This is a genomic window from Azospirillum sp. A29 (genome assembly GCF_042604625.1).
Taxonomy (GTDB): Bacteria; Pseudomonadota; Alphaproteobacteria; order Azospirillales; family Azospirillaceae; genus Azospirillum; species Azospirillum palustre.
The window spans coordinates 1,186,809-1,209,525 of sequence record NZ_CP170467.1; the positions used below are offsets into that span (position 1 = coordinate 1,186,809).

The following is a 22,717-nucleotide window of genomic DNA, read 5'->3' on the forward strand; positions in this document are numbered from 1 at the left end:
CCCCCCACGTCACGATTCTGCCTGCGTCATCTCGTCCATCCGGCGCTTCAGCGCCATGCGGTCGAGCGACGCGATGGGCAGGCTGGCGAAGGACCGGATGCGGCGTTCGATCTGCCCGAACACCGTGGCGGTGAAGGTGGCTTTTTCGGCCTCGCTCCCTTCGGCGCCGGACGGGTCGGGAAAGCCCCAATGGGCGCCGATCGGCTGCCCCGGCCACACCGGGCAGACCTCGCCCGCGGCGTTGTCGCAGACGGTGACGATGAAATCCATCTGTGGGGCGCCGGGCAGGGCGAACTCCTCCCAGCTCTTCGACCGCAGCTCCGCCGTCGGGAAACCCAGCCGCTCCAGCAGATCGCGGACGGTGGGGTTGATGCGCCCGGACGGCTGGCTTCCGGCGCTGAAGCCGCGGAACCGGCCCTTGCCCTCCCGGTTCAGCAGGCATTCCGCCATGACGCTGCGGGCGCTGTTGTGCGTGCAGAGGAACAGCACGTTGTAGACGCGGTTCTCGGCCATTCTTCGCTCCGGTTTTGGGTCTCAGCAGCCGCAGCGCGGCGCCGCGGTCTTTTCGCCATTGGCCGCTTCCGGCGTCGGCGCGCAGACCGGAATGCAGGCGCCGGCATTGACCGGCCGGCCGCAGCAGTTCTCCGACAGGAAGCCGAGGATGCCGCTCATCCGCTCGAAATCGGCCGAATAGATCAGCGACCGGCTCTCCCGCCGCTGCAGGATCAGCCCGGCATTGGTCAGCGCTGATAGGTGGAAGGACAGGGTGGCCGGCGCCACCGCCAGCGCCTCCGCAATCGATCCGGCGGCGCGGCCCTCCGGTCCGGCTTCCACCAGCAGGCGGAAGATGTCCAGCCGTGTCTCCTGTGCCAGCGCCGCCAGCCCGGTCAGGACATCCTTCTTTTCCATGACGCCACCCATAAATTCGATGATTCCACAATCATCGAAATGACAGCCTGCTCCTCAGCTGTCAACGTTATTTCGATGGATATCGAAATATGCTGCTATGGCCTGCCGCTCGATGCCGCCTGCCGGAAAAACCAAAGGCCCCCGCAGCGGTGCCGGCGGAGGCCTTGGTGTAAAGAGCTTGTTCCGACGGAAGGTCAGAAGCCGATGATGCCCGTCATCCAGAGCAGGATTACGATAATTCCGGGAACGCCCAGAAGCCAAAGCAGGATAGGCATGCGTTTCCTCCATATTCAGATGGTCAGGCTGCAAGAGCACTGCTCTTCGATGCTGCTGAATTAACGGAGTGACTTGCCGATCTGTTCCCTCGTCCCTCCTGCTGAGATCACGGTTCGCGAAAAATTTTGTCGGTACCGCCGATGGCATCGCCCGTGATTGCATCACAGCGACGGCGAAAAAGGCCTTCAATCCTCCAGCAGCGACCGCTCTGCGGCGATGATCGACACCAGGGCGTCCATCACCGCGCGCACCCGTGCCGACCGCCGGAGATCGTTGTGCACCAGCAGCCACAGTTCGCGCGGCTGCGCCGGCGGAAGGCCCGCGGCCGGAACCGCCTGGACCAAGACTGCATCCATCCGACCGAGGAAATGCGGAATCGCGGCGATGCCGATGCCTGCCGCGGCCGCGGCGCGCAGGCTCATCAGATCGTTGGCGCGGAAGACGAAGGGGCGCCGGCCGGCCACCTGCCGCAGCCAGCGCTGCTGCGGCACATGGTCCATGCTGTCGTCATAGCCGATGAATTCCCAATCGGCCTCGTCGCGGCCGTCGAGATAATCCCGCGTCGCATAGAGCCCGTATCCCATCGCGCCGATGCGGCGGGCGACCAGCCCATCGTCCTCCGGCCGTTGCAGGCGCAGCGCGAGGTCGGCCTCCCGCCGGGTCAGGCTGACCGCACGGACGTCGCCGACCAGTTCCACCACCAGCTTGGGCAGCGTCCGCCGCAGGCCGGCCAGCCGCGGGGCGAGGAAACTGCTGGAGAAGGCCGGCGGGGCCGACAGGCGCACCACACCGGCCGGCTCGCCCGGCTGGCCGCGGGCATGGCGCTCCACCGCCAGCACCCCGTCCTCCACCCGGCGGGCCAGGACTGCGAACTCCTCTGCTTCCGCGGTCGGGGCATAGCCGCGCGGCAGCCGGTCGAACAGGCGCACGCCAAGGTCGGCTTCCAGCGCCGCCACCCGGCGGGCGACGGTGGAGTGGTCCACCCCCAGCTTCCGCGCCGTTGCCGACAGGCTGCCGCTGTCCGCCAGCGCGAGGAAGACGCGCAGGTCATCCCAGTTCATCGGCCCATTCCATCGGTCACCGCATCTCTGCGCAAAAACACCCAGGACTTGGGCGACTTTGCCGAATTTCAGTGCGCTTCGCCACAGATTAGCCTCCGCTCCATCGCAACGATCAACGGAGACAGCCGATATGATCCGCTCAATCCAGATGGCCGGGCCGGGCGGCGCCGAGGTGATGCAGCCCACCCTCATCGACCTGCCGGCCCCGCGCGAGGGCGAGATCCGCCTGCGCCATGCCGCCGCCGGGGTCAATTTCGTCGACATCTACCACCGCACCGGCCTCTATCCGCTGCCGGCCTATCCCGCGACGCTCGGGGTCGAGGGCGCCGGCATGGTGGAGGCGGTCGGACCGGGGGTAGAGGGGCTTGCCGTCGGCGACCGCGTCGCCTGGGCCGGGCTGCCGGCCGGCGGTTACGCCGAGGCACGCCTGCTGACCGCCGACCGTGCGGTGCGTCTGCCCAATGGGGTGGAGCCGGTGGCCGCCTCGTCGCTGCTGCTGCGCGGCATCACTGTTCACATGCTGCTCAACCGGGTCTGCCCGGTTGGGCCGGGCAGCACGATCCTGGTGCATGCCGCCGCCGGCGGGCTTGGCCTTCTGCTGACCCAATGGGCGAAGAGCCTGGGCGCCACCGTCATCGGCACGGTCGGCAGCGCCGCCAAGGCGGAAACCGCCCGCGCCCATGGGCTCGACCATGCGATCCTGTATCGGGACGAGGATTTCGTCGCCGCCGTGCGTGACCTGACCGGCGGGCACGGCGCCGATGTCGCGGTGGACGGCATCGGCGGCGACACGCTGCGCCGGACCTTCGACGCGGTGCGGCTGTTCGGCACCGTGGCCAGCGTCGGTCAGGCCGGCGGGCCGGTCGCCCCGCTCGAACTGGCCGAACTGGGACCGCGCCGCTCGCTCTGCCTCGCCCGGCCCAGCGTGTTCGCCTACATGGCCGATCCAGCCACCTACCGCGCCGCCGCCGGGGAGGTGCTGGCCCGTGTCGCCGCAGGCCTGACCGCCGGTCCGGTGACCTGCCTGCCGCTCGATGCCGCGGCGGAGGCCCATCGCGCGCTGGAGGGGCGGGACACCAGCGGCACCCTGGTCCTTACGCCCGATTGAGTCGCGCCGCCGGGACCAGCCACTTCTCCATGGCGTAATTGTGGATCGGCACATCGCCGATCCTGAGATCCCGGCGGGCCAGCAGGGTGAAGCCGCGGCGCAGCAGGAAGGGACGGGCGGCCTCGCTCGCCTCCACATGCAGGCGGGGGTGGCCGAGCGCCAGGGCGCGCGCCTCCAGCACGTCGACCAGCGCCGACATCACGCCGCGGCCGGCCGCCTCCGGCGCGCAATAGAGGAAGTTGATGTGGCCGTCGGTCTCGACGTCGCTGAAGGCCACCGGCCGGTCGTCCCCGTCCACCGCGACCAGGGCGACGCGGCCGTCGCCATAGGCTTCCCGAACCCGCTCCACCGTCGGCGCCCGGGCGGCCCAGGCCTCCACCTGCTCGGCGCTGTAGAAGCGCGGGCCGATGCCGCGGACGGAGCGGGCATAAAGCTGCGCCAGGACGGGGGCGTCCGACGGCCGATAATCCCTGATCCTCATCTGTTCCATTTCCTGGCCCATCTTTCGGCCCGTTCTTCAGGCGGTCATTTCACTGGCGCCAGCCGCAAGACCGCGCCGTCCGCGGCATCGGTGATGACATAGAGGGCGTCGTCGGGACCCTGTGCCACATCGCGGATGCGCGCGTCGAGCGGAATGCGCTCGACTTCCTTCGCACCGGTCCCATCGATGGCGACGCGCACCAGCCCCTTGGCGCTGAGGCCGCCGATCAGGGCGCTGCCCTGCCAGTCGCGGAACAGCCCGCCGGTGTAGAAGGCCATGCCCGACGGCGAGATCACAGGCGTCCAGTGGATCACCGCGTCGGTGAATTCCTTGCGGGTCGGCGGGTCGGGGATGTCGCGGCCGTCGTAATGCTTGCCCCAGCTGACCAGCGGCCAGCCGTAATTCCTGCCGGCTTCCGGCCGGTTCAGTTCGTCGCCGCCCATCGGACCCATCTCGGCGATCCACAGCGCTCCGCTGCGCGGGTCGATGGCCGCCGCCTCGATGTTGCGATGGCCGTAGGACCAGACGGCGCCCGCCGTCGTCCCCTCACCGGCGAACGGATTGTCCTTCGGCAGCGAGCCGTCGCGGTTCAGCCGGACCACCTTGCCCAGCGTGTTGTCGCGGGCCTGCGCCGGATCGAACTTGTAGCGCTCGCCCAGCGTCAGGAAGAGGTGGCCGTCGGGCGCGAAGGCGATGCGGGTGCCGAAATGGTTGCCGCCGTCCACCTTGGGCGACTGGCGGAAGATGACGTGCAAGTCCTCGATGCCGCGTTCGCCCAGCGTGCCACGCGCGAGCGCCGTGCCTGCGGTGCCGCCGTCTCCCGGCTCGGCATAGGCGAGGTAGATGACGCGGTTGCGGGCGAAGTCGGGATCGACGGCCACGTCCATCAATCCGCCCTGGCCCTGGTTGAAGACTTTCGGCGTCCCGGCCAGCGGGGAGGAGAGCGAGCCGTCGCGCGCCATGATGCGCAGCCGCCCCGGCTTTTCCGTCACCAGCGCCCGGCCGTCGGGGAGGAAATCGATGCCCCAGGGCCGTTCCAGCCCGCCGGCGACGCGGCTGACCGCCACCGGCCCGGCGCTGGTGCGGACGGTCTTCACCGTCTGGGCATTGCCCGCCTGTTGTGCCTGCGCCGGGGCGAGCGGAATGGCGAGGACGGCAATCAGGGCGGCGATTGGAGCGGTGTCCGACAGGGTCAGGGTGCGGCGCATCACGATCCTCCGGTTTTTCGGGATTGGCCTTGCAGATGGGGGTGCGGGGCCGGCGGCCAAGGCCGGCTCCCCCGAAAGACTCCCCCGCCGGTATGGCCGACCGGAGCCTGGACGCAATTCGTCACATGATTGTGTGCATACCCGGGTCATCCGATTTCACATGCCGGTTGTTACCGTTCCGTTGCGGCGTTCGGAGCAGGGAACGGGGTATGGAAGACTTTTTTCGCCGGCTGTCGTCCAGCCTCCCACGCGCCGCTTGGGCACAATATGGGATCACGCTGCTGCTGGTCGGGCTGACGGCGCTGGTGCGCCATGCGCTCGATCCGCTGCTGTTCAAATACCCGTTCCTGCTCTTCATCCCGACCATCTTCGTCGTCGCCCTGCTGTTCGACCGCGGGTCGGGCTATCTGGCGGTTGCGCTGTCGGGTCTGTGTTCGGCCTGGCTCTTCATGAAGCCGGAGGGGATGCTGTGGATCGCCGAGCCGGGCGACCGGCTGGCCTTCCTCATCTATATGATCCTTGGTTTCGGCATTGCCGGCGGCGCCCATGCCCTGCGCCGGGCGAACGAGCGGCTGCGCGAGTATTCGGACCGGCTGGCCGCCGCCAATGCGGAAAAGGATCTGATGCTGCATGAGATCCACCACCGGATCCGCAACGACCTGCAACAGATCTGCGCCCAGCTGACGCTCGCCGCCCACAAGGCGGGGGCGGGGCAGGACATCGTCAGCGGCACCATCGAGCGGATCGGCGTGCTGGCCCGCGTTTATGTCCGGCTGCGCCGGGTGGAAGGCGTCAACATCGTCAGTTCGAAGGATTTCCTGGAAAGTCTGGTCGAGGACATCCAGCTCGGCGTCGTCGGGGTGCAGCCGGTGGCGATCAGCGCCGAGGTGGACGATGCCGATCTCGACATGGGGGTCGCGGTGGCGGTCGGCACCATCGCCAACGAACTGGTCACCAACGCGCTGAAATACGCCTTCCCCGACGGCCGGGCCGGCCGCATCGAGCTGAGCTTCCGCAAGGAGGCGACCGGGTGCGTGCTGTGTGTCTGCGACGACGGGGTCGGCATCCTGTCCGACCGGCCGCAGGGAACCGGGCTGGGCGGCCGGATCATCCAGCAGCTTGCCCTGCAACTGCGCGGCAGCCTCGACATCGAGCCGCGGCCGGAGCGCGGCGTGAAGACGACCCTGCGCTTTCCCTGCTGCCAGGTGACGGCTCTTCCGGGCGACGGCCCCGCCGCCTCATGAAAAAACAAGCGGCGCCGGCGCGGGGAAGGGTGATTTCCCGCGACCGGTTAATCTGCATCAACGCAAACGTCCTCCCCGTCGCGTTAGACTGGCCGGCGTGAAGCACAGCGCCGGCCGCGGGCCGTTTGCGATGTTCGCGCCAAACCGGTCCGGGACCGGCGGCCACCATAATGGGAGGACGCCATGGTCATGATGAAAGCGGCGGTGTTCGTCGAACCGGGCCGCATCGTGCTGGACGACAAGCCGGTCCCCGACGTCGGGCCGCTCGACGCGCTGATCCGCATCACCACGACGACGATCTGCGGCACCGACATCCACATCCTGAAGGGCGAATATCCGGTTGCCCGCGGCCTGACCATCGGCCATGAGCCGGTCGGCATCATCGAGAGGCTGGGCTCCGCCGTCACCGGCTACCGGGAGGGGCAGCGGGTGATCGCCGGGGCCATCACCCCCAGCGGCCACAGCAACGCCTGCCTGTGCGGCTGCCATTCCCAGGACGGCGCCGGCACCCGGCATGGCTGGAAGCCGCTGGGTGGCTGGCGCTTCGGCAACAGCATCGACGGCTCCCAGGCCGAATACCTGCTGGTCCCGGACGCGATGGTCAACCTCGCTCCCGTGCCCGACGGGCTGACGGACGAGGAGGTGCTGATGTGCCCCGACATCATGTCCACCGGCTTCGCCGGGGCGGAGCGCGGCAACATCCGCATCGGCGACACGGTGGTGGTGTTCGCGCAAGGCCCCATCGGCCTGTGCGCCACCGCAGGCGCCAGGCTGAAGGGCGCCACCACCATCATCGCCGTCGACACCGTGCCGGTGCGGCTGGAGATGGCGCGGCGGATGGGGGCCGACCATGCGGTGGATTTCCGCCAAGCCGATCCGGTGGAAGAGATAATGCGGCTGACCGACGGCCGCGGCGTCGATGTCGCCATCGAGGCGCTGGGCACCCAGGCGACCTTCGAGGCGGCGCTGCGCGTGCTGCGGCCGGGCGGCACCCTGTCCAGCCTCGGCGTCTATTCCAGCGACCTGCGCCTGCCGCTGGGGCCGTTCGCCGCCGGTCTCGGCGACCACACCATCGTCACCTCGCTCTGCCCCGGCGGCAAGGAGCGGATGCGCCGGCTGATGGGCGTCGTCGCCTCCGGCCGTGTCGACCTCAAGCCGCTGGTCACCCACCGCTTCCCGCTGGAGCGGATCGAGGACGCCTACGATCTGTTCGGCCACCAGCGCGACGGCGTGCTGAAGGTGGCGATCACGCCCTGATGCCCGCCCCGATGCGCACATGAAAAGAAGCCCCCCTCCCATGCGGAAGAGGGGCTTTCCAAGGTCACGCGCAACACCAGAGAAGGAGAGACGACACGCGAGGAAAGCAGAGGCTTACTTCGCCAGATCGACGGCTTCGGCCAGACGCTTCACCGCCTCCTGCGAGGTCATGGTGGAGTTGAAGTGGGCCGTCACCACGTCGAGGAAGGCGCCGCGCACGGCACCGGGGACCGCCATCTCGTGGGCCATCGAGGGCACGGCGCTGTTGGTGTCGATGGCGGTCTTCAGATCGTCCATCGACTTGACGGCGCATTCGTCGAAGCTGTCGCGCGCCATGTCCTGGCGGGCGGGAATGGAGCCCTTCAGCACGTTGAAGGTCTCCTGGAACTTCTTGCCCAGGATCAGCTTGGCTAGCAGCTTCTGGCCGGCGGTGCGGTCGGCGTTGGCCGAGCTGAACATGACGAAGCTGTCGGAATTGACGATGTAGCCGAACTGCCCCGGCACATGGGCGCAGACGAAGTCCTTGCCCGCCACCTTGCCGGCAGCGGTCAGCTCGCCCTTTTCCCAGTCGCCCATGATCTGCATGGCGGCCTGGCCGTTCATCAGCAGGCCGGCTGCAAGGTTCCATTCGCGGCCGGGGAAGCCGTCATCGACATAGCCGCGCAGCCTGCGCATCTGGTCGAACACCTTGACCATGGTGTCGCTGGTCAGCGCCTTGGCGTCCAGCTCCACCAGCGCCTTGCGGTAGAAGTCTGGACCGCCGAGGCCGAGGGTGACGTCCTCGAACAGGGCGCCTTCCTGCCAAGGCTGCCCGCCATGGGCCAGCGGGATGATGCCGGCGGCCTTCAGCTTGTCGGCGGCGGCGTTGAACTCGTCCCAGGTCTTCGGGATGACGACGCCGGCCTTCTGCATGACCTGCGGGTTCACCCACATCCAGTTGACGCGGTGGATGTTCACCGGCACGGCGTAGTAATGGCCCTTGTAGGTCACCACGTCGCGGATCTGCGGCGGCAGGATGGCGTCCCAGTTCTCCGCCTTGGCGACCTCGTCCAGCGTCGCCAGCTTGCCCTGCGCCGCCCAGTCCTTGATGTTCGGACCCTTCAGCTGCACGGCATTCGGCGGGTCGCCGGCCAGCACGCGGGAGCGCAGCACGGTGCTGGCCGCGTCGCCGCCGCCGCCCGCCACCGGCGCGTCGATCCACTTGCCGCCTGCCGCCTCGAAATCCTGGCGCAGCGCGCCCGCCGCCTTCGATTCGCCGCCGGACGTCCAGTAATGCAGAACCTCCACCGCCGGCTCGGCCTTGGCGGGCGCGGCCATGAGGGCGCCGGCCATGATGGTCGCCAGGGCAATCATGCTGGTCGCGGTCATGCCGAGGATGGATTTGCTGAGAGACGGCATTTTGGACATTTCCCCCTGTTCCCTGTCTTCGTTCGGTTTTCCTGCCGGCCCCGGCTGTCCACCGTCCGGCCGCTGGAGGAACTCTATCCCGCGTGCAATTCGGCGCCCGGATTATTTGGTAACAACGCCTTATCACGGCCGCGCCGCTGTTACGCAACCGTTACAAAACGGCCCGCGCGGCGCACTGTACCCGGACCGGCGGGGGAGGCTACACTCGGGCCCAACGAACAAGAAAGCCCCCCTCCGCGGGGCAGGGAACGGAAGAGGGAAGGGACGCCATGGAGCGCGCGCGCCATCTCCTGGTCGTGGACGACGATCCCGAGATCCGGGACATGCTGCATGATTTCCTGGTGAAGAGCGGCTTCCGCGTCTCCACCGCCGGCGACGGGCGCGAGATGGCGCGGGTGCTGGCGCAATGGCCGGTCGATCTCATCGTGCTCGACGTCATGCTGCCGGGGGAGGACGGGACAAGCCTGTGCCGCTCGCTGCGCGCCAAATCCGAAACCCCGGTCATCATGCTGACCGCCATGGGCAGCGAGGTCGACCGCATCGTCGGGCTGGAGGTCGGCGCCGACGATTATCTGGTCAAGCCCTTCAGCGCGCGCGAACTGCTGGCCCGCATCCGCGCCATCCTGCGCCGCTGCGGCGGGCCGGAGCCGGTGCGTGAACGGCCGCGCGTGCTGGGCTTCGCCGGCTGGTCGCTCGACCAGGGGCGGCGGGAGCTGCGCACGCCGGACCGGGTTGTGGTCCATCTCAGCCAGGGTGAATACGCCCTGCTCGGCACGCTGCTGGAACGCGCCCCCCAGGTGGTGGAGCGCACCGAGCTGCTGGAGAAGCACCGCGGCGACACCTCGATCCCCTTCGACCGCAGCATCGACATCCAGATCAGCCGCCTGCGCCGCAAGCTGGAGGAGGGGCCGGGCGGTTCCGGGTTGATCAAGACGGTGCGCGGCATCGGCTATCAGTTCACCGCGACGGTGGTGGACCAGGGCGAAGCCGCCTCTTCCGGACTGAGCCGTGGCGCTTGAGCGCCTGCTGCCGGTTCACCTGCGCGCCGCCCGGCTCCGCCACCGCATCCTGGCGGCGATGGTGGCGCTGCTGGTGCTGACCCATGGCGGGGCGCTGGTCGGCATGCAGCTGGTCGACGACCGTGCGCGGGAGCTGCTGACCGCCCACCGGCTGGGACCAGCGATGGCAGCGGCGGTGGAGGCGGCCGACCGCGCGCTGTTGGACGGCATCGCCGCCGGGCCGGCGCTGGCGCTGAGCGGGCTGCCCGACCTGTCGGTGTCCTGGCAGGGTCCCGGCACGCCGGCCGTGCCCGCCGGCTGGGTGCTGGAGGGGGTGGTCGACGCGCCGCGCCCGGTGTTCGTCGCCGTCCAGCGCGCCCTGCTGTCCGTCCATTCCGCCCGCGCCCAGACGCTGGCGGAATCCCTGTCCCTGGTGGCGGAGGACACGGCGGCCCAGCTGCGCGACGCCCGTGTCTATGTCCAGCTTGCCGGCGGCGGCTGGCTGGAGTTCGCCAGCCAGCGCTTCTGGCGGCCGCGGACCACGCCGTTCGAGATGGTGCTGGCCGGTCTGGCGGCCTTCGGTCTGGCGCTGGGACTGCTGCTGTGGCTGCCCGGCCGGCTGGTCCGCCCGCTGGAATCGCTGGCCGAGCAGGCGACCCGCCCGCACGACCGCCTGCATCCCCGCCCGCTGCCGGAGGACGGGCCGGAGGAGGTCGCCTCGCTCGCCCGCGCCTTCAACCAGGCGCGCAATGCGCTCCGCGACCTGATGGAGGGGCGCACCCATCTGCTGGCGGCGATCAGCCACGATCTGCGCACCCCGGCGACGCGGCTGCGGCTGCGCGCCGAATATGTCGATGACGATGCGCTGCGTGCCAAGATGATGGCCGACATCGACGAGATGGCGGCGATGGTCACCGCGACGCTGGAGTTCCTCGGCGACGACGTGCTGCGCGAGGAGGTCGAGGTGGTTGCCTTCGCCAGCCTGTTGCAGAGCCTGTGCGACGACTATGCCGACACCGGCTCGCCGGTGACCTACCACGAGCCGCCGCCGCTCCAGTTCGCCGCCGTCCGCACCATCTTCGGCGGCGGGATGGAGCGCAGCGACCGTTTCGAGCAGGCCCGCCAGCTTCGCCTTGCCGGCCGCCCGTCCAGCCTGCGCCGCGCCTTCGCCAACCTGATCGACAATGCCATCAAGTACGGCGAGCGCGCCACCGTCTCCGTCGATGCCGACGCGGTCGAGATCGTCGTCGACGTCTGCGACGAGGGGCCGGGCATCCCGGAGGCGGAGATCGCCAACGTCTTCAAGCCCTTCGTCCGGCTGGAAGGCTCCCGCAACCGCAAGACCGGCGGCAGCGGTCTCGGCCTGTCCATCGTGAAGTCCATCGTCGAGGCCCACCAGGGCCGCATCGAGCTGAGCAACCGCGCCAGCGGCGGCTTGCGGGTGCGGGTGACCCTGCCTCGGATGTTGTGAGGGGATGCCGACCATCGCCCTCTCCCGCCCCGGGAGAGGGAATGAAGTGCGGTGCTTCTTGATCAGTATCGCAATCACCGGCACCATAATATTTAAGCGGATAGGGGAAAGCACATGGCCGAGCCCGTCCACGCAGTAGATGCCTCTGTACCGGTGCCGGAAATGGCGGGGAACGAAGAAGAGAATCCGCATACCCTGCAATGGCTGGCACAGAACCGGGAGGCCATCCGCTCGTCCAACAGCTATGTCGAAGTCTACGGCCTCCCGTTGGCAAAGAATCGGCTTTACTGATTACAAACCGACCACCCCCAACTCACTTGTCCCAAGCCGGCGCCAGCCCCGCCGGGCTGACGATCCGCCCGTTCGGTTGCGCCAGCGTCGCAATCGCGGCCATGTCCCCATCGTCCAGCGCGAAGTCGAACACTGCGAAATTCTCCGGCACCCGCTCCGGCTTGGCAGTCTTCGACAGCACGATGTGGCCCAGCTGGATCAGCCAGCGCAGCGTCACCTGGGCCGCCGTCTTGCCGTGTTTGGCGCCGATCCGCTGCAACTCCGCATCGCGCGGCACTTTACCGTCGGCCATGGCGTAATAGGCGGTGATCGCCACGCCGAGATCCCTGGCCGCCGCCGCCATCGCGCTCTGGTCGAGATAGGGATGGACCTCGATCTGGTTGGTGACGATGGGGGCCTGGCTGCGCTCGACCGACTCCCGCAGCTGGGCGATGTTCTGGTTGCTGACGCCGATAAAGCGGGTCTTGCCGGCGGCCTGCACCGCGTTCAGCATCTCGATCTGGTCGGCGATGGCGACCTGATCGGCCGGCCAGTGCAGCAGCAGCAGATCGACCCGGTCGACCTTCAGCTTCTCCAGGCTTTCATCGACCGACGCGGCGAACAGATCGGGGCTGTATTTGTCGACCCAGACCTTGGTGGTCAGGAACAGCTCGTCGCGGCGGGCGCCTGCGGCTTGCAGGGCACGGCCGAGGGCGCCTTCGTTGCGGTAGATCTGCGCGGTGTCGAAATGGCGGAAACCGGCTTCGAGCGCCGCCGGCACCACCCGCTCGACCTCCTCGTCCGACATGCGGAAAACGCCGAAGCCCAGCGCGGGAATCTCGGCGCCATTCGCTTTCACGGTCTGCATCCTGTTCTCTCTCCTAACCGGCGCCGTAGCGCGTCACTTCGCTTGGGAACGAGACATAGGGCGGGAGAGGCCGTCCGCAAACCGCCTCTCCCGCCCAATCACCTGTGAACCGAATTCCCAAATCGAGGTCAACGAAGCGTCACATCAGCTTGTCGAGCGTGATCGGCAGGTCGCGGATGCGCTTGCCGGTGGCGTTGTAGACGGCGTTGGCGACCGCGGCGCCGACGCCGGTGATGCCGATTTCGCCGATGCCGCGGGCGCCCATCGGCGCCTGCGGGTCGGGGATGTCGGTGTAGAGGATTTCGATGGCGGGAATGTCCATCTGCACCGGCACGTGATAGTCGGCGAGCGAGGCGTTGACGATGCGGCCGGTGCGCGGGTCGAAGTTGGTCTCCTCGGTCAGCACCAGCCCGATCCCCATGATGATGCCGCCCTTGAACTGGCTGGTCGCCGTCTTGGCGTTCAGGATGCGGCCGGCGTCGAAGGAGCCGAGGAAGCGCGAGACGCGGACCTCGCCGGTGATCTCGCTGACCCGGACCTCGCAGAACTGCGCGCCGTAGGAATGCATCGAGAAGGCTTCCATCTCCGCCGGCGGCGGCGCTTCGGCCTCGCAGACCAGCTCGCCGCGTCCCGACCGGCGCAGGATCGACTCGTAGCTTTCGAAGCGTGCGGCATCGTCACGGTGGCCGATGCCGCCGTCCCGCGTCTCGACATCGGCCAGCGACAGGCCGGCCAGCGGCGAATCGTTGCCGGCGAGCTTCAGCAGTTCCTCGACGAAGACTTCCGTCGCGGCGATGACGGCACCGCCGATGGAGGCGGTCTGCGTCGAGCCGCCGGCGATCACCCCGCGCGGCAGGGTCGTGTCGCCATACTCGAAACTGACCTGGGCAAGCGGCACGCCGAGCCGGGCGGCGATGTGCTGGACCTGCGCCGTCGCCGTGCCCATCCCCATGTCGTGCACCGCGGTCGAGACGGTGACCTGACCGCCGGCCGTCAGCCTGATCCGCGCCGCACCGCCGGGGAAGCGGTGGTAGGGGTAGGTCGCCGTGGCGCAGCCCATGCCGATCAGCCATTCGCCGTCCCGCTGCCGGCGCGGCGTCGCGCTGCGGCGGTTCCAACCGAACCGTTCCGCGCCCTTGTCGTAGGCGTCGATCAGGTGGCGGGCGGAAAAGGGCTTGCCGCTGGTCGGATCTTTCTCCGGCTCGATGCGCCGGCGCAGCTCGATGGGATCGAGGCCGAGTTTTTCGGCCAGCTCGTCGATGGCGCATTCCAGCGCGAAGGTGCCGACGGACTCGCCGGGTGCCCGCATGAAGGTGTTCGCCAGCATGTCCATGTCGGCGACCTCCTGGGCCAGCCGGATGGTCTTGGCGGCATAGAGGTGGCGGGCCGGGAAGGTGAACTGCTCGGGGCAGGAGTTATGCGCGGTCATCGCGGCGATGCCGGTGTGGATCAGCGCGTCGAGCCTGCCGTCGGCGCCGGCGCCGAGCGCCACCCGCTGTTCCGTCAGCGTGCGGCCGCCGACGATGCGGAACACCCCCTCTCGCGACAGCATGATGCGCACCGGCCGGCCGGCGAGCTTGGCGGCGGCGCAGGCGAGGATCTGGTGGTCCCACAGGCATTTGCCGCCGAAACCGCCGCCGACATAGGGGGAGGAGACGCGAACCTTGTCCGCCTCCAGCCCGAAGATGTCGGCCAGCTGCCCGGCGGTCAGGTCGAGCAACTGGCTGGCGTCATGCACCCGCAGTTCGTCGCCGGTCCAGGCGACGGTCGCGGCGTGCAGTTCGATGGCGTTGTGGTTGTGACGCGGCGTCCGGTAGATTTGGTCCACCTGCACCGCCGCACCTTTCAGCGCCGCCTCGGCATTGCCGATCTCGACCACCGGCGGCTGGCCCAGGAGGTTGTCGAGCTGGCGCGGCGTCTTCCTGGCCTCGTCGAACGAGGTCACCGCCGGCAGCGGCGCATAGTCGGCCGTCACCAGCGAGGCGGCATGGTCGGCCTGCTCCTGCGTCTCGGCGAGGACGACGGCGATGGGCTGGCCGTTCCAATGGATCTCGTCGTCCTGCATGACCGGCAGGTCGCTCGCCCCGGCGGCGGTTGGCGACGACATCATCAGCGACGGCGCCTTCATCCGCGGCGCGTTGCGGTGGGTCATGACCAGCACGACGCCGGGCGCCGCTTCGGCCGCCGCGGTGTCGAGCGCCACGATCCGCCCGCGCGCGACGGTGCTGAAGGCGAGTGCGGCGTAGCAGAGCCCCTCATAGGGGAACTCGGCGGCGAAGCGCGCCTTGCCCTGGACCTTCAGCGGCCCTTCGATGCGCGAGACCGGCTGGCCTAGCGCGCCTTCCCCCTGCGCCCCATGCTTGCGGAGCAACGGATCCTGCGTGACCGCCGGCTGCCAGCGGCCGGGCCGGGAAGCGGCGGCGTCGGATTGCGCGCTCATGCCTCGTCTCCTGTCAGGTCGCCGAGGACGGCGACGATGGTCCGTTTCGCCAGCTCGATCTTGAAGGCATTGTCGCGAAGCCCGGTCGCGGCGGCGAGTTCCGCCTCCGCGGCGGCGCGGAAGCTTTCCGGCGTGGCCGGCCGGCCCTTCAGCGCGGCTTCGGCCGCCAAAGCCCGCCACGGCTTGTGGGCGACACCGCCGAGCGCCAGCCGCACGTCGCGCACCGTCCCGTCCTCGGCGAGATCGAGGGCGGCGGCGACCGAGACCAGCGCGAAGGCATAGCTCGCGCGGTCGCGCACCTTGCGGTAGGTCGAGCGGCGGGCGAAGGGCAGGGCCGGGAGTTCGACCGCGGTGATCAGCTCTCCCGGCTTCAGCTCCGTCTCGATGTCCGGCCGATCGCCGGGCAGGCGGTGCAAATCGAGAAGCGCGATGCTGCGCGGTCCCGCCGGCCCGTCCAGATGCACCATCGCGTCGAGGGCTGCCAGCGCCACGCACATGTCGGACGGATGGGTGGCGACGCAGGCCGGCGAGGCGCCGAGGATGGCGTGGTAGCGGTTGAAGCCGTCGCGCGCGTCGCAGCCGGCCCCCGGCTGGCGTTTGTTGCAGGCCGCCGCCGTATCGTAGAAATAGCGGCAGCGCGTGCGTTGCAGGATGTTGCCGCCGACCGTCGCCATGTTGCGGATCTGGGCGCTGGCCCCGGCGAGGATCGCGCGGGCCAGCAGCGGATACTGCGTGCGGACATGCGCATCCGCGGCCAGCGCGGTGTTGGTCGCCGCCGCCCCGATCAGCAGGCCGCCGCCGGCGCGCGGCTCGATGTCGTTCGGCAGGCCGGTGACGTCGACCAGTATCTCCGGCCGCTCGACCGTCTCACGCATCAGATCGACCAGATTGGTGCCGCCGCCGAGATAGCGTGCCGCGGCGTTGCCCTTCGCCAGTCCGATGGCGGCCGGCGCGTCCGAGGCCCGTTCATAGGTGAAGGGGTTCATGGCCGTGCCCCCTCCTGAGGTTTGGCCTGTGCCCGGGAGGCCGGCGTCTTGACCAGCGTTTCGGAAATGGCCTCGATGATGCCGTTGTAGGCGCCGCAGCGGCAGAGGTTGCCGCTCATGCGTTCACGCAGTTCCCTCTCGTCGATGGCGACGCTGTCCGCCGACAGGTCGGCGGTGACGACGCTCGGGATGTTGCGTTCGATCTCGCTTGCCATGCCGACGGCGGAACAGAGCTGGCCCGGCGTGCAATAGCCGCACTGGAAGCCGTCATGCTCGACGAAGGCCTGCTGCAACGGATGCAGGGCGCCGTCGCTGCCCAGCCCTTCGACGGTGGTGATGCTGCGGCCCTGGTACTGGACCGCCAGCGCCAGACAGGAATTGATGCGTTCGCCGTCGACCAGCACGGTACAGGCGCCGCAGGCGCCCTGGTCGCATCCCTTCTTGGTGCCGGTGAAACCCAGACTGTTGCGGAGGAGGTCGAGCAGCGAGCTGCGGATGTCCGCCTCGACCTCGACGCTTTGCCCATTGATGGTAAAGTTCATCAGCGCATTCCCCATGTCGGAACGGGTCCTGCCCGACGGCAGACCACGGCCGGCCCCCCCGCCTTGCGGGCGGATTGAGCCGGCCTGTTAACCGTCAACGGCGCTGGAAATCACGCTGGTCGGGGAAAAATCCCTTCTCTCCCCCCGGGGAGAGGGAACCTATAGCCGTTCAGATCCGCTGTTCGGACTTCGGGTCGAACAGGTTCGCCCGCGCCATGTCGATCATGAAGTCGGCGGTTTCGCCCTCGGCCACCCGGTCGCTCGGCTTGATGCGGGCGACCACCTCATGGCCGTTCAGCTCGACATAGGTGATGGTGTCGGCCCCGGTCGGCTCCAGCACGTTGACGCCGCAGGCGACCTTCACCAGCGCCGGGTTGCCGGCGGCGGTCGCCGGGTCGTAGCAGGTGATGGCCTCCGGACGGATGCCCAGGATCACCTCCTGTCCCAGCCAGTGACCGGCCTGTTCCGGCGCCTGGAACAGCGGCAGGAAGCCGCTGCGCTCGCGCCCGACGCTGACGCCCAGCCGGTCGCCCTCGGCCGACAGGGTGCCGCGCACGAAGTTCATGGTGGGGGAGCCGATGAAGCTCGCCACATACATGTTGGCCGGCCGCTCATAGACCTCCTGCGGCGGGGCGAACTGCTGGACGACGCCCTCCTTCATGATGGCGATGCGGCTGGCCAGCGTCATCGCCTCGATCTGGTCGTGGGTGACGTAGACCACCGTGGTGCCGAGCCGCTGGTGCAGCTTCTTGATCTCGGTGCGCATGTCGACGCGCAGCTTGGCGTCCAGGTTGGACAGCGGCTCGTCGAACAGAAACACCTTGGGGTCGCGGACCAGGGCGCGGCCCATGGCGACGCGCTGGCGCTGGCCGCCCGACAGCTGCGCCGGCTTGCGGTCGAGCAGATGCTCGATCTGAAGCAGCTTGGCGACACGGCGGACGGCGCCCTCGCGCTCCGGCTTGGCCTGCCCGCGCATCTCCAGCGAGAAGCCGATGTTCCGCGCCACCGTCATGTTGGGATAGAGCGCGTAGGACTGGAACACCATGGCGATGTCGCGGTCCTTTGGGTGGACCTCGTTGACCACGCGCTGGTCGATGCGGATCTCGCCGGCGCTGATCGTCTCCAGGCCGGCGATCATGTTGAGCAGGGTGGATTTCCCGCAGCCCGAGGGGCCGAGCAGGACGAGGAATTCGCCGTCCGTCAGGTCCAGGTCGATGCCCTTCAGGACCTCGACGCTGCCATACTGCTTGCGGACATTGTTGATGCTGAGAGTCGCCATCGGAAGATCACCCCTTGACGGAGCCAGCGGTCAGACCGCGGATGAAGTATTTCCCGGCGAGCACATAGACGACGAGGGTGGGCAGGCCGGCGATCATCGCCGCCGCCATGTCGACGTTGTACTGCTTCACGCCGGTGGTGGTGTTGACGAGGTTGTTCAGCGCGACCGTCACCGGCTGGGCGCCGCCCGCCGCGAAGGACGCCCCGAACAGGAAGTCGTTCCAGATCTGGGTGAACTGCCAGATGATCGTCACCACCAGGATCGGCAGCGACAGCGGCAGCATGATCTTGGTGAAGATCTGGAAGAAGCCGGCGCCGTCGATGGTCGCGGCCTTCACCAGATCGTCGGGGATGCTGACGTAGTAATTGCGGAAGAACAAAGTGGTGAAGGCGAGCCCGAACACCACATGGACCAGAATCAGCCCGCCGGCGCTGCCGGCCAGCCCGAGGAAGCCCAGCGTCTGCGCCATCGGCAGCAGGATCACCTGCGACGGCAGGAAGCTGCCGAACAGGATCATGCCGAAGACGACGTTGGCGCCGCGGAACCGCCACTTGGTCAGGGCATAGCCGTTCAGCGCTCCGAAGAAGGTCGAGATGATCACCGCCGGCCCGACGATGACCAGGGAGTTGAGGAAATAGGGCGCCATGCCGCGGCAGTCGGCGCCGATGCAGGCGCGGTTCCAGGCATAGCTCCAGGCATCCAGGCTGAAGTCGCGCGGCAGCGACAGGAGCGACCCGGTGCGGATTTCCTCCGGGCTCTTGAAGGAGGTGGCGATCATCAGCAGCAGCGGCAGCAGGTAATAGGCCGCGAACAGCAGGAGGATCAGGTACAGGCCCCAGCGGGCGATGCGGGCGCCGGTGCCCTGCGCCGGCGGCAGGGCGGAGGTCAGGCTAGACACGCTTGCCTCCCTTCAGTTCGGAATAGAGGTAGGGCACGATGATCGCCACCACGGTCGCCAGCATCATCAGCGCGCTGGCCGACCCGATGGCGATCTGGTTGCGGCGGAAGGTCATCTCGTACATGAAGGTCGCCGGCAGGTCGGACGCATAGCCGGGACCGCCGCCGGTCAGCGCCACCACGAGGTCGTAGCTCTTGACCGCGAGGTGGGCGAGGATGACGAAGGCGCTCATGAACACCGGCCGGACCGACGGCAGGACGATGCCCCAATAGATGCGCGGCAGGCTGGCGCCGTCGAGATAGGCGGCCTTGATGATCTCCTGATCGACGCCCCGCAGCGCCGCCAGGAACAGTGCCATGACGAAGCCGGAGCTTTGCCAGACCGCGGCGATCACCAGCGTGTAGACGGCGGTGTCCTGCTGGACGATCCAGTCGAAGGTGAAGCCGGGAAAGCCGAGGTCGCGGACGAACTGCTGCACGCCGATGCCCGGATTGAGGATCCATTTCCAGGCGGTGCCGGTGACGATGAAGCTGAGCGCCATCGGGTAGAGATAGATGGTGCGTAAGGCCCCTTCGCCGCGGATGCGCTGGTCGAGCAGCACCGCCAGCAGGATACCGACGATCAGGCTGATGCCGATGAACAGCCCGCCGAAGATCAGTAGATTCTCGATGGCGACGTACCAGCGCTCGATCCGCCACAGCTTGGAGAAGGCGTCGGCGCCGACCAGTTCGTAGGACGGCAGCATCTTCGAATTGGTGAAGCTGATATAGACCGTCCAGGCGATGAAGCCGTAGACGAACAGCAGGATCGCCGCGAAGGACGGGGCGACCACCAGCTTCGACAGATGCCGCTGCGCCAGCGCGCGCAGCCCGCCCGCCTTGGGCGGGGTGGCGCTGCCGGGGGCCACCTCTTCTCCGGCTGCCGGCCGGTAGGATGGGGTCTGCAAGGTCATGGTGCGAGCCTCGTCGGCTTCTGGGCCGGCTTTCGGGCCGGCCTCGCACACGGATGCAGGTCGCGCATGTCGGTTCCCTCCCGTGACGCGGTGCTGTTGGACCGTTGCAAGACGGTCGTTCGCTTGGCGGTCACTGTACGCTGCCGATGATGGGCGGGGCGGACAATTTGGTAACGCGGCGCTTTCCCGGCGCCCGTGTTGTTACGTGGCTGTTACACAGAGGCCCGCCGGCCGGGTAGGGACGATGCTATGCCGATGCGGGCGCTGTTGCGCCGGGGCCAGGCGGACGCCATGGTCTGTCGGATAAGCCTTTTGCGAAGAGGACCCAAGACGATGAACAGCCTGTCGGTCGGTCTGCTGGGATTCGGCCTTGCCGGGTCGGTGTTCCACGCCCCGCTGATCCGGAGCGAACCGCGCCTGCGCCTGACGGCGGTCGCCAGCTCGCGCATCGACGACATCCGCCGCAGCGCACCGGGGGCTATGGCGACGACGGCCGAGGCGGTGATCGCCGACCCAGGCATCGACCTCGTGGTGATCGCCACCCCCAACACCAGCCACGCTCCCCTGGCCCGCGAGGCCCTGCTGGCCGGCAAGCATGTGGTGATCGACAAGCCGATGGCGACCACCGCGGCGGAGGCCGGCGAACTGATCGATCTGGCCAAGCGGCAGGGACGGCTGCTGACCGTCTTCCACAACCGGCGCTGGGACAACGACTTCCTGACCCTGCGTGCCTGCCTGGAGGCGGGCGAGGTCGGCCGCCCCTATCACTACGAGGCGCATTACGACCGCTTCCGTCCGCAGATCAAGCAGGGCTGGCGCGAACGGACGCTGCCCGGCTCGGGCGTGCTGTTCGACCTCGGCGCCCACCTGATCGATCAGGCGGTGACCCTGTTCGGCATGCCCGACCGCATCCTCGCCGATGTTGGCGCCCAGCGGCCGGACGCTGAGGTCGACGACTGGTTCCACATCGTGCTGGGCTATGGGCCGATGCGGGCGATCCTGCATTGCGGAACGGTGGTCTGCCGGCCGGGTCCGCGCTTCCAGCTGCATGGCGACGGCGGCAGCTTCCTCAAGCACGGCATGGACGGGCAGGAGGCGGCGCTCCGCGACGGCCGCCTGCCGACCGAAGCCGGCTGGGGCCTGGACGATCCCGAGAACCACGCCCTGCTGGTCCGGGCCGACGGGACGGAACGCCGGGTGGAGACGTTGCGCGGCGACTACCCTGCCTTCTACCGTGGTGTTGCCGCCGCCATCCTCGACAACGCTCCGCCGCCGGTGACCGCCGGGCAGGCGCGCGACGTGCTGAGCGTGCTGGAGGCGGTGCGCAAGGCGGCGGGACTGCCGGCTTGATGGACCTCCAACTCCGGCCCTAACTCCGCCCCCTCAACTCCGCCAGGGCACCACGCCCGGCGGCAGGCGGCGGCCGAACCTGCCGGCGGCGAGCATCGCGGCCAGCACCACCAGGATGGCGATGACGCCAAGGGCGGCGCCCAGCGTCGGGCTGCCGCCTTCCTCCAGCGCATAGACGACGACGCCCAGCGTCTCGCGCCCCTGCGACCACAGCAGGATGGAGACGGTCAGCTCGTTGAAGGCGGTCAGGAAGACCAGCAGCCCGCCGGCCGCCGCCGCCGGGGCGACCAGCGGCGCCACCACCGTCACCAGCCGCCGCAGCGGCCCGGCGCCCAGCGCGCGGGCCGCCTCCTCCACCGTCGGGTCGAGCGCGGCGCAGGCCGCCTGCACTGGCCGCAGCGCCAGCGGCAGGAAGCGGACCAGATAGGCCGCCAGGATGATCCACAGCGTGCCGTACAGGCTGACGCCCAGTCCCGGCAGCGGTTTCAGGAACAGCAGGATGCAGCCGATGCCCAGCACCACCCCCGGCACGGCGTGCGGCAGTTCCACCAGCACGCCGACCGCCCGCGCGATCCGCCCGCTGCCGCCGGACAGCGCCATGGCATGGGCCAGCGGCACCGCCAGCAGGGCGAGCAGCGCCGCCGCCGATCCCGACAGCAGCAGCGAATTGGCGAAGGCCCGCCCGACCTGATCGAGCGCCAGCACCTCGCGGTAATGGGCCAGCGTCAGCGTGCTAAAACCGATGGGCAGCCCATAGACGCTGACGAGGCTGGTCGCCAGCAATGCCGTCAGCGGTGCCGCGACCAGCAGAGCCAGCACGCCCCAGGCCAACAGTTCCACCGGCGCGCGGGCCGTCCCGAGCGGCAGCTCGGCCAACGGCCGGGCGCCGCCGGGCAGGCGGCTGGCGATGCGCGCCTGCAGGATGGTCTGGAGGGCGATGCCCAGGCAGGCAACAATGCCGATCAGCGCCGCCAGCACCGCCACCTCCGGCAGGGCCGACGGTCCGAAGCCGGCCAGCCGCCGATAGATCAACGTCGGCAGCATCGGAATGCCGGCCGGTACGCCGAGCAGCGCCGGCACCCCGAAATTTCCCAGCGCCGCGACGAAGGCCATGGCGAGCCCGGCGACCAGCCCCGGCAGGCAGAGCGGCAGCACCACGCCGCGCACCGCCCGCCACGGTCCGGCCCCGGACGCCCGCGCCGCTTCCAGTACGTCGCCGGGGATGGCGCGCAGCGCCGCGCGCAGGGCGAGGAAGACCAGCGGCGCATGCTCGATCCCCATCACCAGAATCATGCCGGCGGACGACTGCACCGGGTTCGCCGTGCCGACCGGGGGAGCCAGCCCCAGCGGCTTCAGGATCGGGCTGCCAGAGCCGGCGAGATGGGTCCAGGCCATCGCCACGATCTGTGGCGGGATCATCAGCGGCAGGATCAGGGCGAAGCTCATCGCCGTGCGGGCGCGCAGGTTGGTCAGCCCGATCAGCAGGGCGAACGGCCCGCCGATCAGCGCCGCCGCCAGCGTGGCACCGGCGGCGATGGCGATGCTGTTGGTGGTGGCCCGCCACGTGGTGGGGGAGTTTAGTACGCGGCCCAGCACCGTGGCGTCACCGGCCTCCCACAGCAGGCGCAGGACCGGCAGCAGCACCAGCAGCCCGACGAGCAAGGGCCAGCCGGGGAAGGTGTGGAAAGCGCCTTTCCCCACTCTTCGACCAA

Annotated in this window: 21 protein-coding genes; 7 read left to right on the forward strand and 14 right to left on the reverse strand. The window is 69.0% G+C overall.

Annotated features, from left to right (window positions below; translation table 11 throughout):
• Nucleotides 1-9: 9 nt before the first annotated feature.
• From ABNQ38_RS33475 to ABNQ38_RS33485, 3 genes are all read right to left on the reverse strand, one after another.
• Nucleotides 10-513 (reverse strand): arsenate reductase ArsC, encoded by a 504-nt coding sequence (locus tag ABNQ38_RS33475; protein ID WP_377810576.1) that lies wholly within the window; start codon nt 511-513, stop codon nt 10-12.
• A gap of 21 nt (nt 514-534) precedes the next feature.
• The gene (locus ABNQ38_RS33480; protein ID WP_377810577.1) at nt 535-909 is read right to left on the reverse strand and encodes an ArsR/SmtB family transcription factor; all 375 of its coding nucleotides are present in this window, start codon (nt 907-909) and stop codon (nt 535-537) included.
• Between the two features lie 461 nt (nt 910-1,370).
• Nucleotides 1,371-2,246, reverse strand: a complete 876-nt coding sequence (locus tag ABNQ38_RS33485; protein WP_377810578.1) for a LysR family transcriptional regulator — start codon at nt 2,244-2,246, stop codon at nt 1,371-1,373.
• Between the two features lie 130 nt (nt 2,247-2,376).
• On the opposite strand from ABNQ38_RS33485, the gene ABNQ38_RS33490 reads away from it, so the two are divergent.
• The gene (locus ABNQ38_RS33490) at nt 2,377-3,354 is read left to right on the forward strand and encodes a quinone oxidoreductase family protein (RefSeq protein ID WP_377810579.1); all 978 of its coding nucleotides are present in this window, start codon (nt 2,377-2,379) and stop codon (nt 3,352-3,354) included.
• On the opposite strand, the gene ABNQ38_RS33495 is transcribed toward ABNQ38_RS33490, so the two are convergent.
• Nucleotides 3,341-3,835 (reverse strand): GNAT family N-acetyltransferase, encoded by a 495-nt coding sequence (locus ABNQ38_RS33495; RefSeq protein ID WP_377810580.1) that lies wholly within the window; start codon nt 3,833-3,835, stop codon nt 3,341-3,343. The two genes, ABNQ38_RS33490 and ABNQ38_RS33495, sit on opposite strands and share 14 nt — an antisense overlap.
• Before the next feature lie 44 nt (nt 3,836-3,879).
• Nucleotides 3,880-5,043 carry a PQQ-dependent sugar dehydrogenase gene (locus ABNQ38_RS33500; protein WP_377810581.1) on the reverse strand — a complete coding sequence of 388 codons (1,164 nt, stop codon included), beginning with the start codon at nt 5,041-5,043 and terminating at the stop codon, nt 3,880-3,882.
• Nucleotides 5,044-5,252: 209 nt separating this feature from the next.
• Here ABNQ38_RS33500 and ABNQ38_RS33505 point away from each other — a divergent pair, with 209 nt between their 5' ends.
• Complete coding sequence (locus tag ABNQ38_RS33505; protein WP_377810582.1) at nt 5,253-6,287, forward strand: sensor histidine kinase; 1,035 nt, start codon at nt 5,253-5,255, stop codon at nt 6,285-6,287.
• A gap of 183 nt (nt 6,288-6,470) precedes the next feature.
• Complete coding sequence (locus ABNQ38_RS33510) at nt 6,471-7,544, forward strand: NAD(P)-dependent alcohol dehydrogenase (RefSeq protein WP_377810583.1); 1,074 nt, start codon at nt 6,471-6,473, stop codon at nt 7,542-7,544.
• A 114-nt stretch (nt 7,545-7,658) separates the two neighbouring features.
• Here ABNQ38_RS33510 and ABNQ38_RS33515 read toward each other — a convergent pair whose 3' ends face one another.
• A complete protein-coding gene (locus tag ABNQ38_RS33515; RefSeq protein WP_377810584.1) occupies nt 7,659-8,942 on the reverse strand; it encodes an ABC transporter substrate-binding protein in 1,284 nt (427 codons plus the stop codon).
• 278 nt (nt 8,943-9,220) lie between these two features.
• On the opposite strand from ABNQ38_RS33515, the gene ABNQ38_RS33520 reads away from it, so the two are divergent.
• The 3 genes from ABNQ38_RS33520 (at nt 9,221) to ABNQ38_RS33530 (ending at nt 11,711) form a co-directional block, all read left to right on the forward strand.
• The gene (locus ABNQ38_RS33520; RefSeq protein WP_098737837.1) at nt 9,221-9,970 is read left to right on the forward strand and encodes a response regulator; all 750 of its coding nucleotides are present in this window, start codon (nt 9,221-9,223) and stop codon (nt 9,968-9,970) included.
• Entirely contained in the window at nt 9,960-11,420 is a 1,461-nt protein-coding gene (locus tag ABNQ38_RS33525; RefSeq protein ID WP_377810585.1) for an ATP-binding protein, read from the forward strand. Before ABNQ38_RS33520 ends, ABNQ38_RS33525 begins: the two co-directional genes overlap by 11 nt.
• Nucleotides 11,421-11,534: 114 nt before the next feature.
• Nucleotides 11,535-11,711, forward strand: coding sequence for a type II toxin-antitoxin system CcdA family antitoxin (locus tag ABNQ38_RS33530; protein ID WP_377810586.1), 177 nt, complete (start codon nt 11,535-11,537; stop codon nt 11,709-11,711).
• Nucleotides 11,712-11,733: 22 nt separating this feature from the next.
• Here ABNQ38_RS33530 and ABNQ38_RS33535 read toward each other — a convergent pair whose 3' ends face one another.
• The 7 genes from ABNQ38_RS33535 to ABNQ38_RS33565 form a co-directional block, all read right to left on the reverse strand.
• Nucleotides 11,734-12,558 carry an aldo/keto reductase gene (locus tag ABNQ38_RS33535; protein ID WP_377810587.1) on the reverse strand — a complete coding sequence of 275 codons (825 nt, stop codon included), beginning with the start codon at nt 12,556-12,558 and terminating at the stop codon, nt 11,734-11,736.
• A gap of 139 nt (nt 12,559-12,697) precedes the next feature.
• Complete coding sequence (locus ABNQ38_RS33540; protein WP_377810588.1) at nt 12,698-14,998, reverse strand: xanthine dehydrogenase family protein molybdopterin-binding subunit; 2,301 nt, start codon at nt 14,996-14,998, stop codon at nt 12,698-12,700.
• Nucleotides 14,995-15,984: an FAD binding domain-containing protein gene (locus ABNQ38_RS33545; RefSeq protein ID WP_377810589.1), complete on the reverse strand. Its 990-nt coding sequence runs from the start codon at nt 15,982-15,984 to the stop codon at nt 14,995-14,997. The genes ABNQ38_RS33540 and ABNQ38_RS33545 overlap by 4 nt, the downstream gene beginning before the upstream one ends.
• Nucleotides 15,981-16,526 carry a 2Fe-2S iron-sulfur cluster-binding protein gene (locus tag ABNQ38_RS33550; RefSeq protein WP_377810590.1) on the reverse strand — a complete coding sequence of 182 codons (546 nt, stop codon included), beginning with the start codon at nt 16,524-16,526 and terminating at the stop codon, nt 15,981-15,983. Before ABNQ38_RS33550 ends, ABNQ38_RS33545 begins: the two co-directional genes overlap by 4 nt.
• A gap of 169 nt (nt 16,527-16,695) precedes the next feature.
• On the reverse strand, nt 16,696-17,805 hold the full coding sequence (locus tag ABNQ38_RS33555) for an ABC transporter ATP-binding protein (RefSeq protein WP_377810591.1): 1,110 nt from the start codon (nt 17,803-17,805) through the stop codon (nt 16,696-16,698).
• A gap of 7 nt (nt 17,806-17,812) precedes the next feature.
• On the reverse strand, nt 17,813-18,703 hold the full coding sequence (locus ABNQ38_RS33560; RefSeq protein ID WP_377810592.1) for a carbohydrate ABC transporter permease: 891 nt from the start codon (nt 18,701-18,703) through the stop codon (nt 17,813-17,815).
• Nucleotides 18,696-19,655, reverse strand: coding sequence for a carbohydrate ABC transporter permease (locus ABNQ38_RS33565; RefSeq protein ID WP_377810593.1), 960 nt, complete (start codon nt 19,653-19,655; stop codon nt 18,696-18,698). The genes ABNQ38_RS33560 and ABNQ38_RS33565 overlap by 8 nt, the downstream gene beginning before the upstream one ends.
• Before the next feature lie 333 nt (nt 19,656-19,988).
• On the opposite strand from ABNQ38_RS33565, the gene ABNQ38_RS33570 reads away from it, so the two are divergent.
• On the forward strand, nt 19,989-21,005 hold the full coding sequence (locus tag ABNQ38_RS33570; RefSeq protein ID WP_377810594.1) for an oxidoreductase: 1,017 nt from the start codon (nt 19,989-19,991) through the stop codon (nt 21,003-21,005).
• A 33-nt stretch (nt 21,006-21,038) separates the two neighbouring features.
• On the opposite strand, the gene ABNQ38_RS33575 is transcribed toward ABNQ38_RS33570, so the two are convergent.
• Entirely contained in the window at nt 21,039-22,706 is a 1,668-nt protein-coding gene (locus ABNQ38_RS33575) for an ABC transporter permease (RefSeq protein WP_377810595.1), read from the reverse strand.
• Between the last annotated feature and the right edge of the window lie 11 nt (nt 22,707-22,717).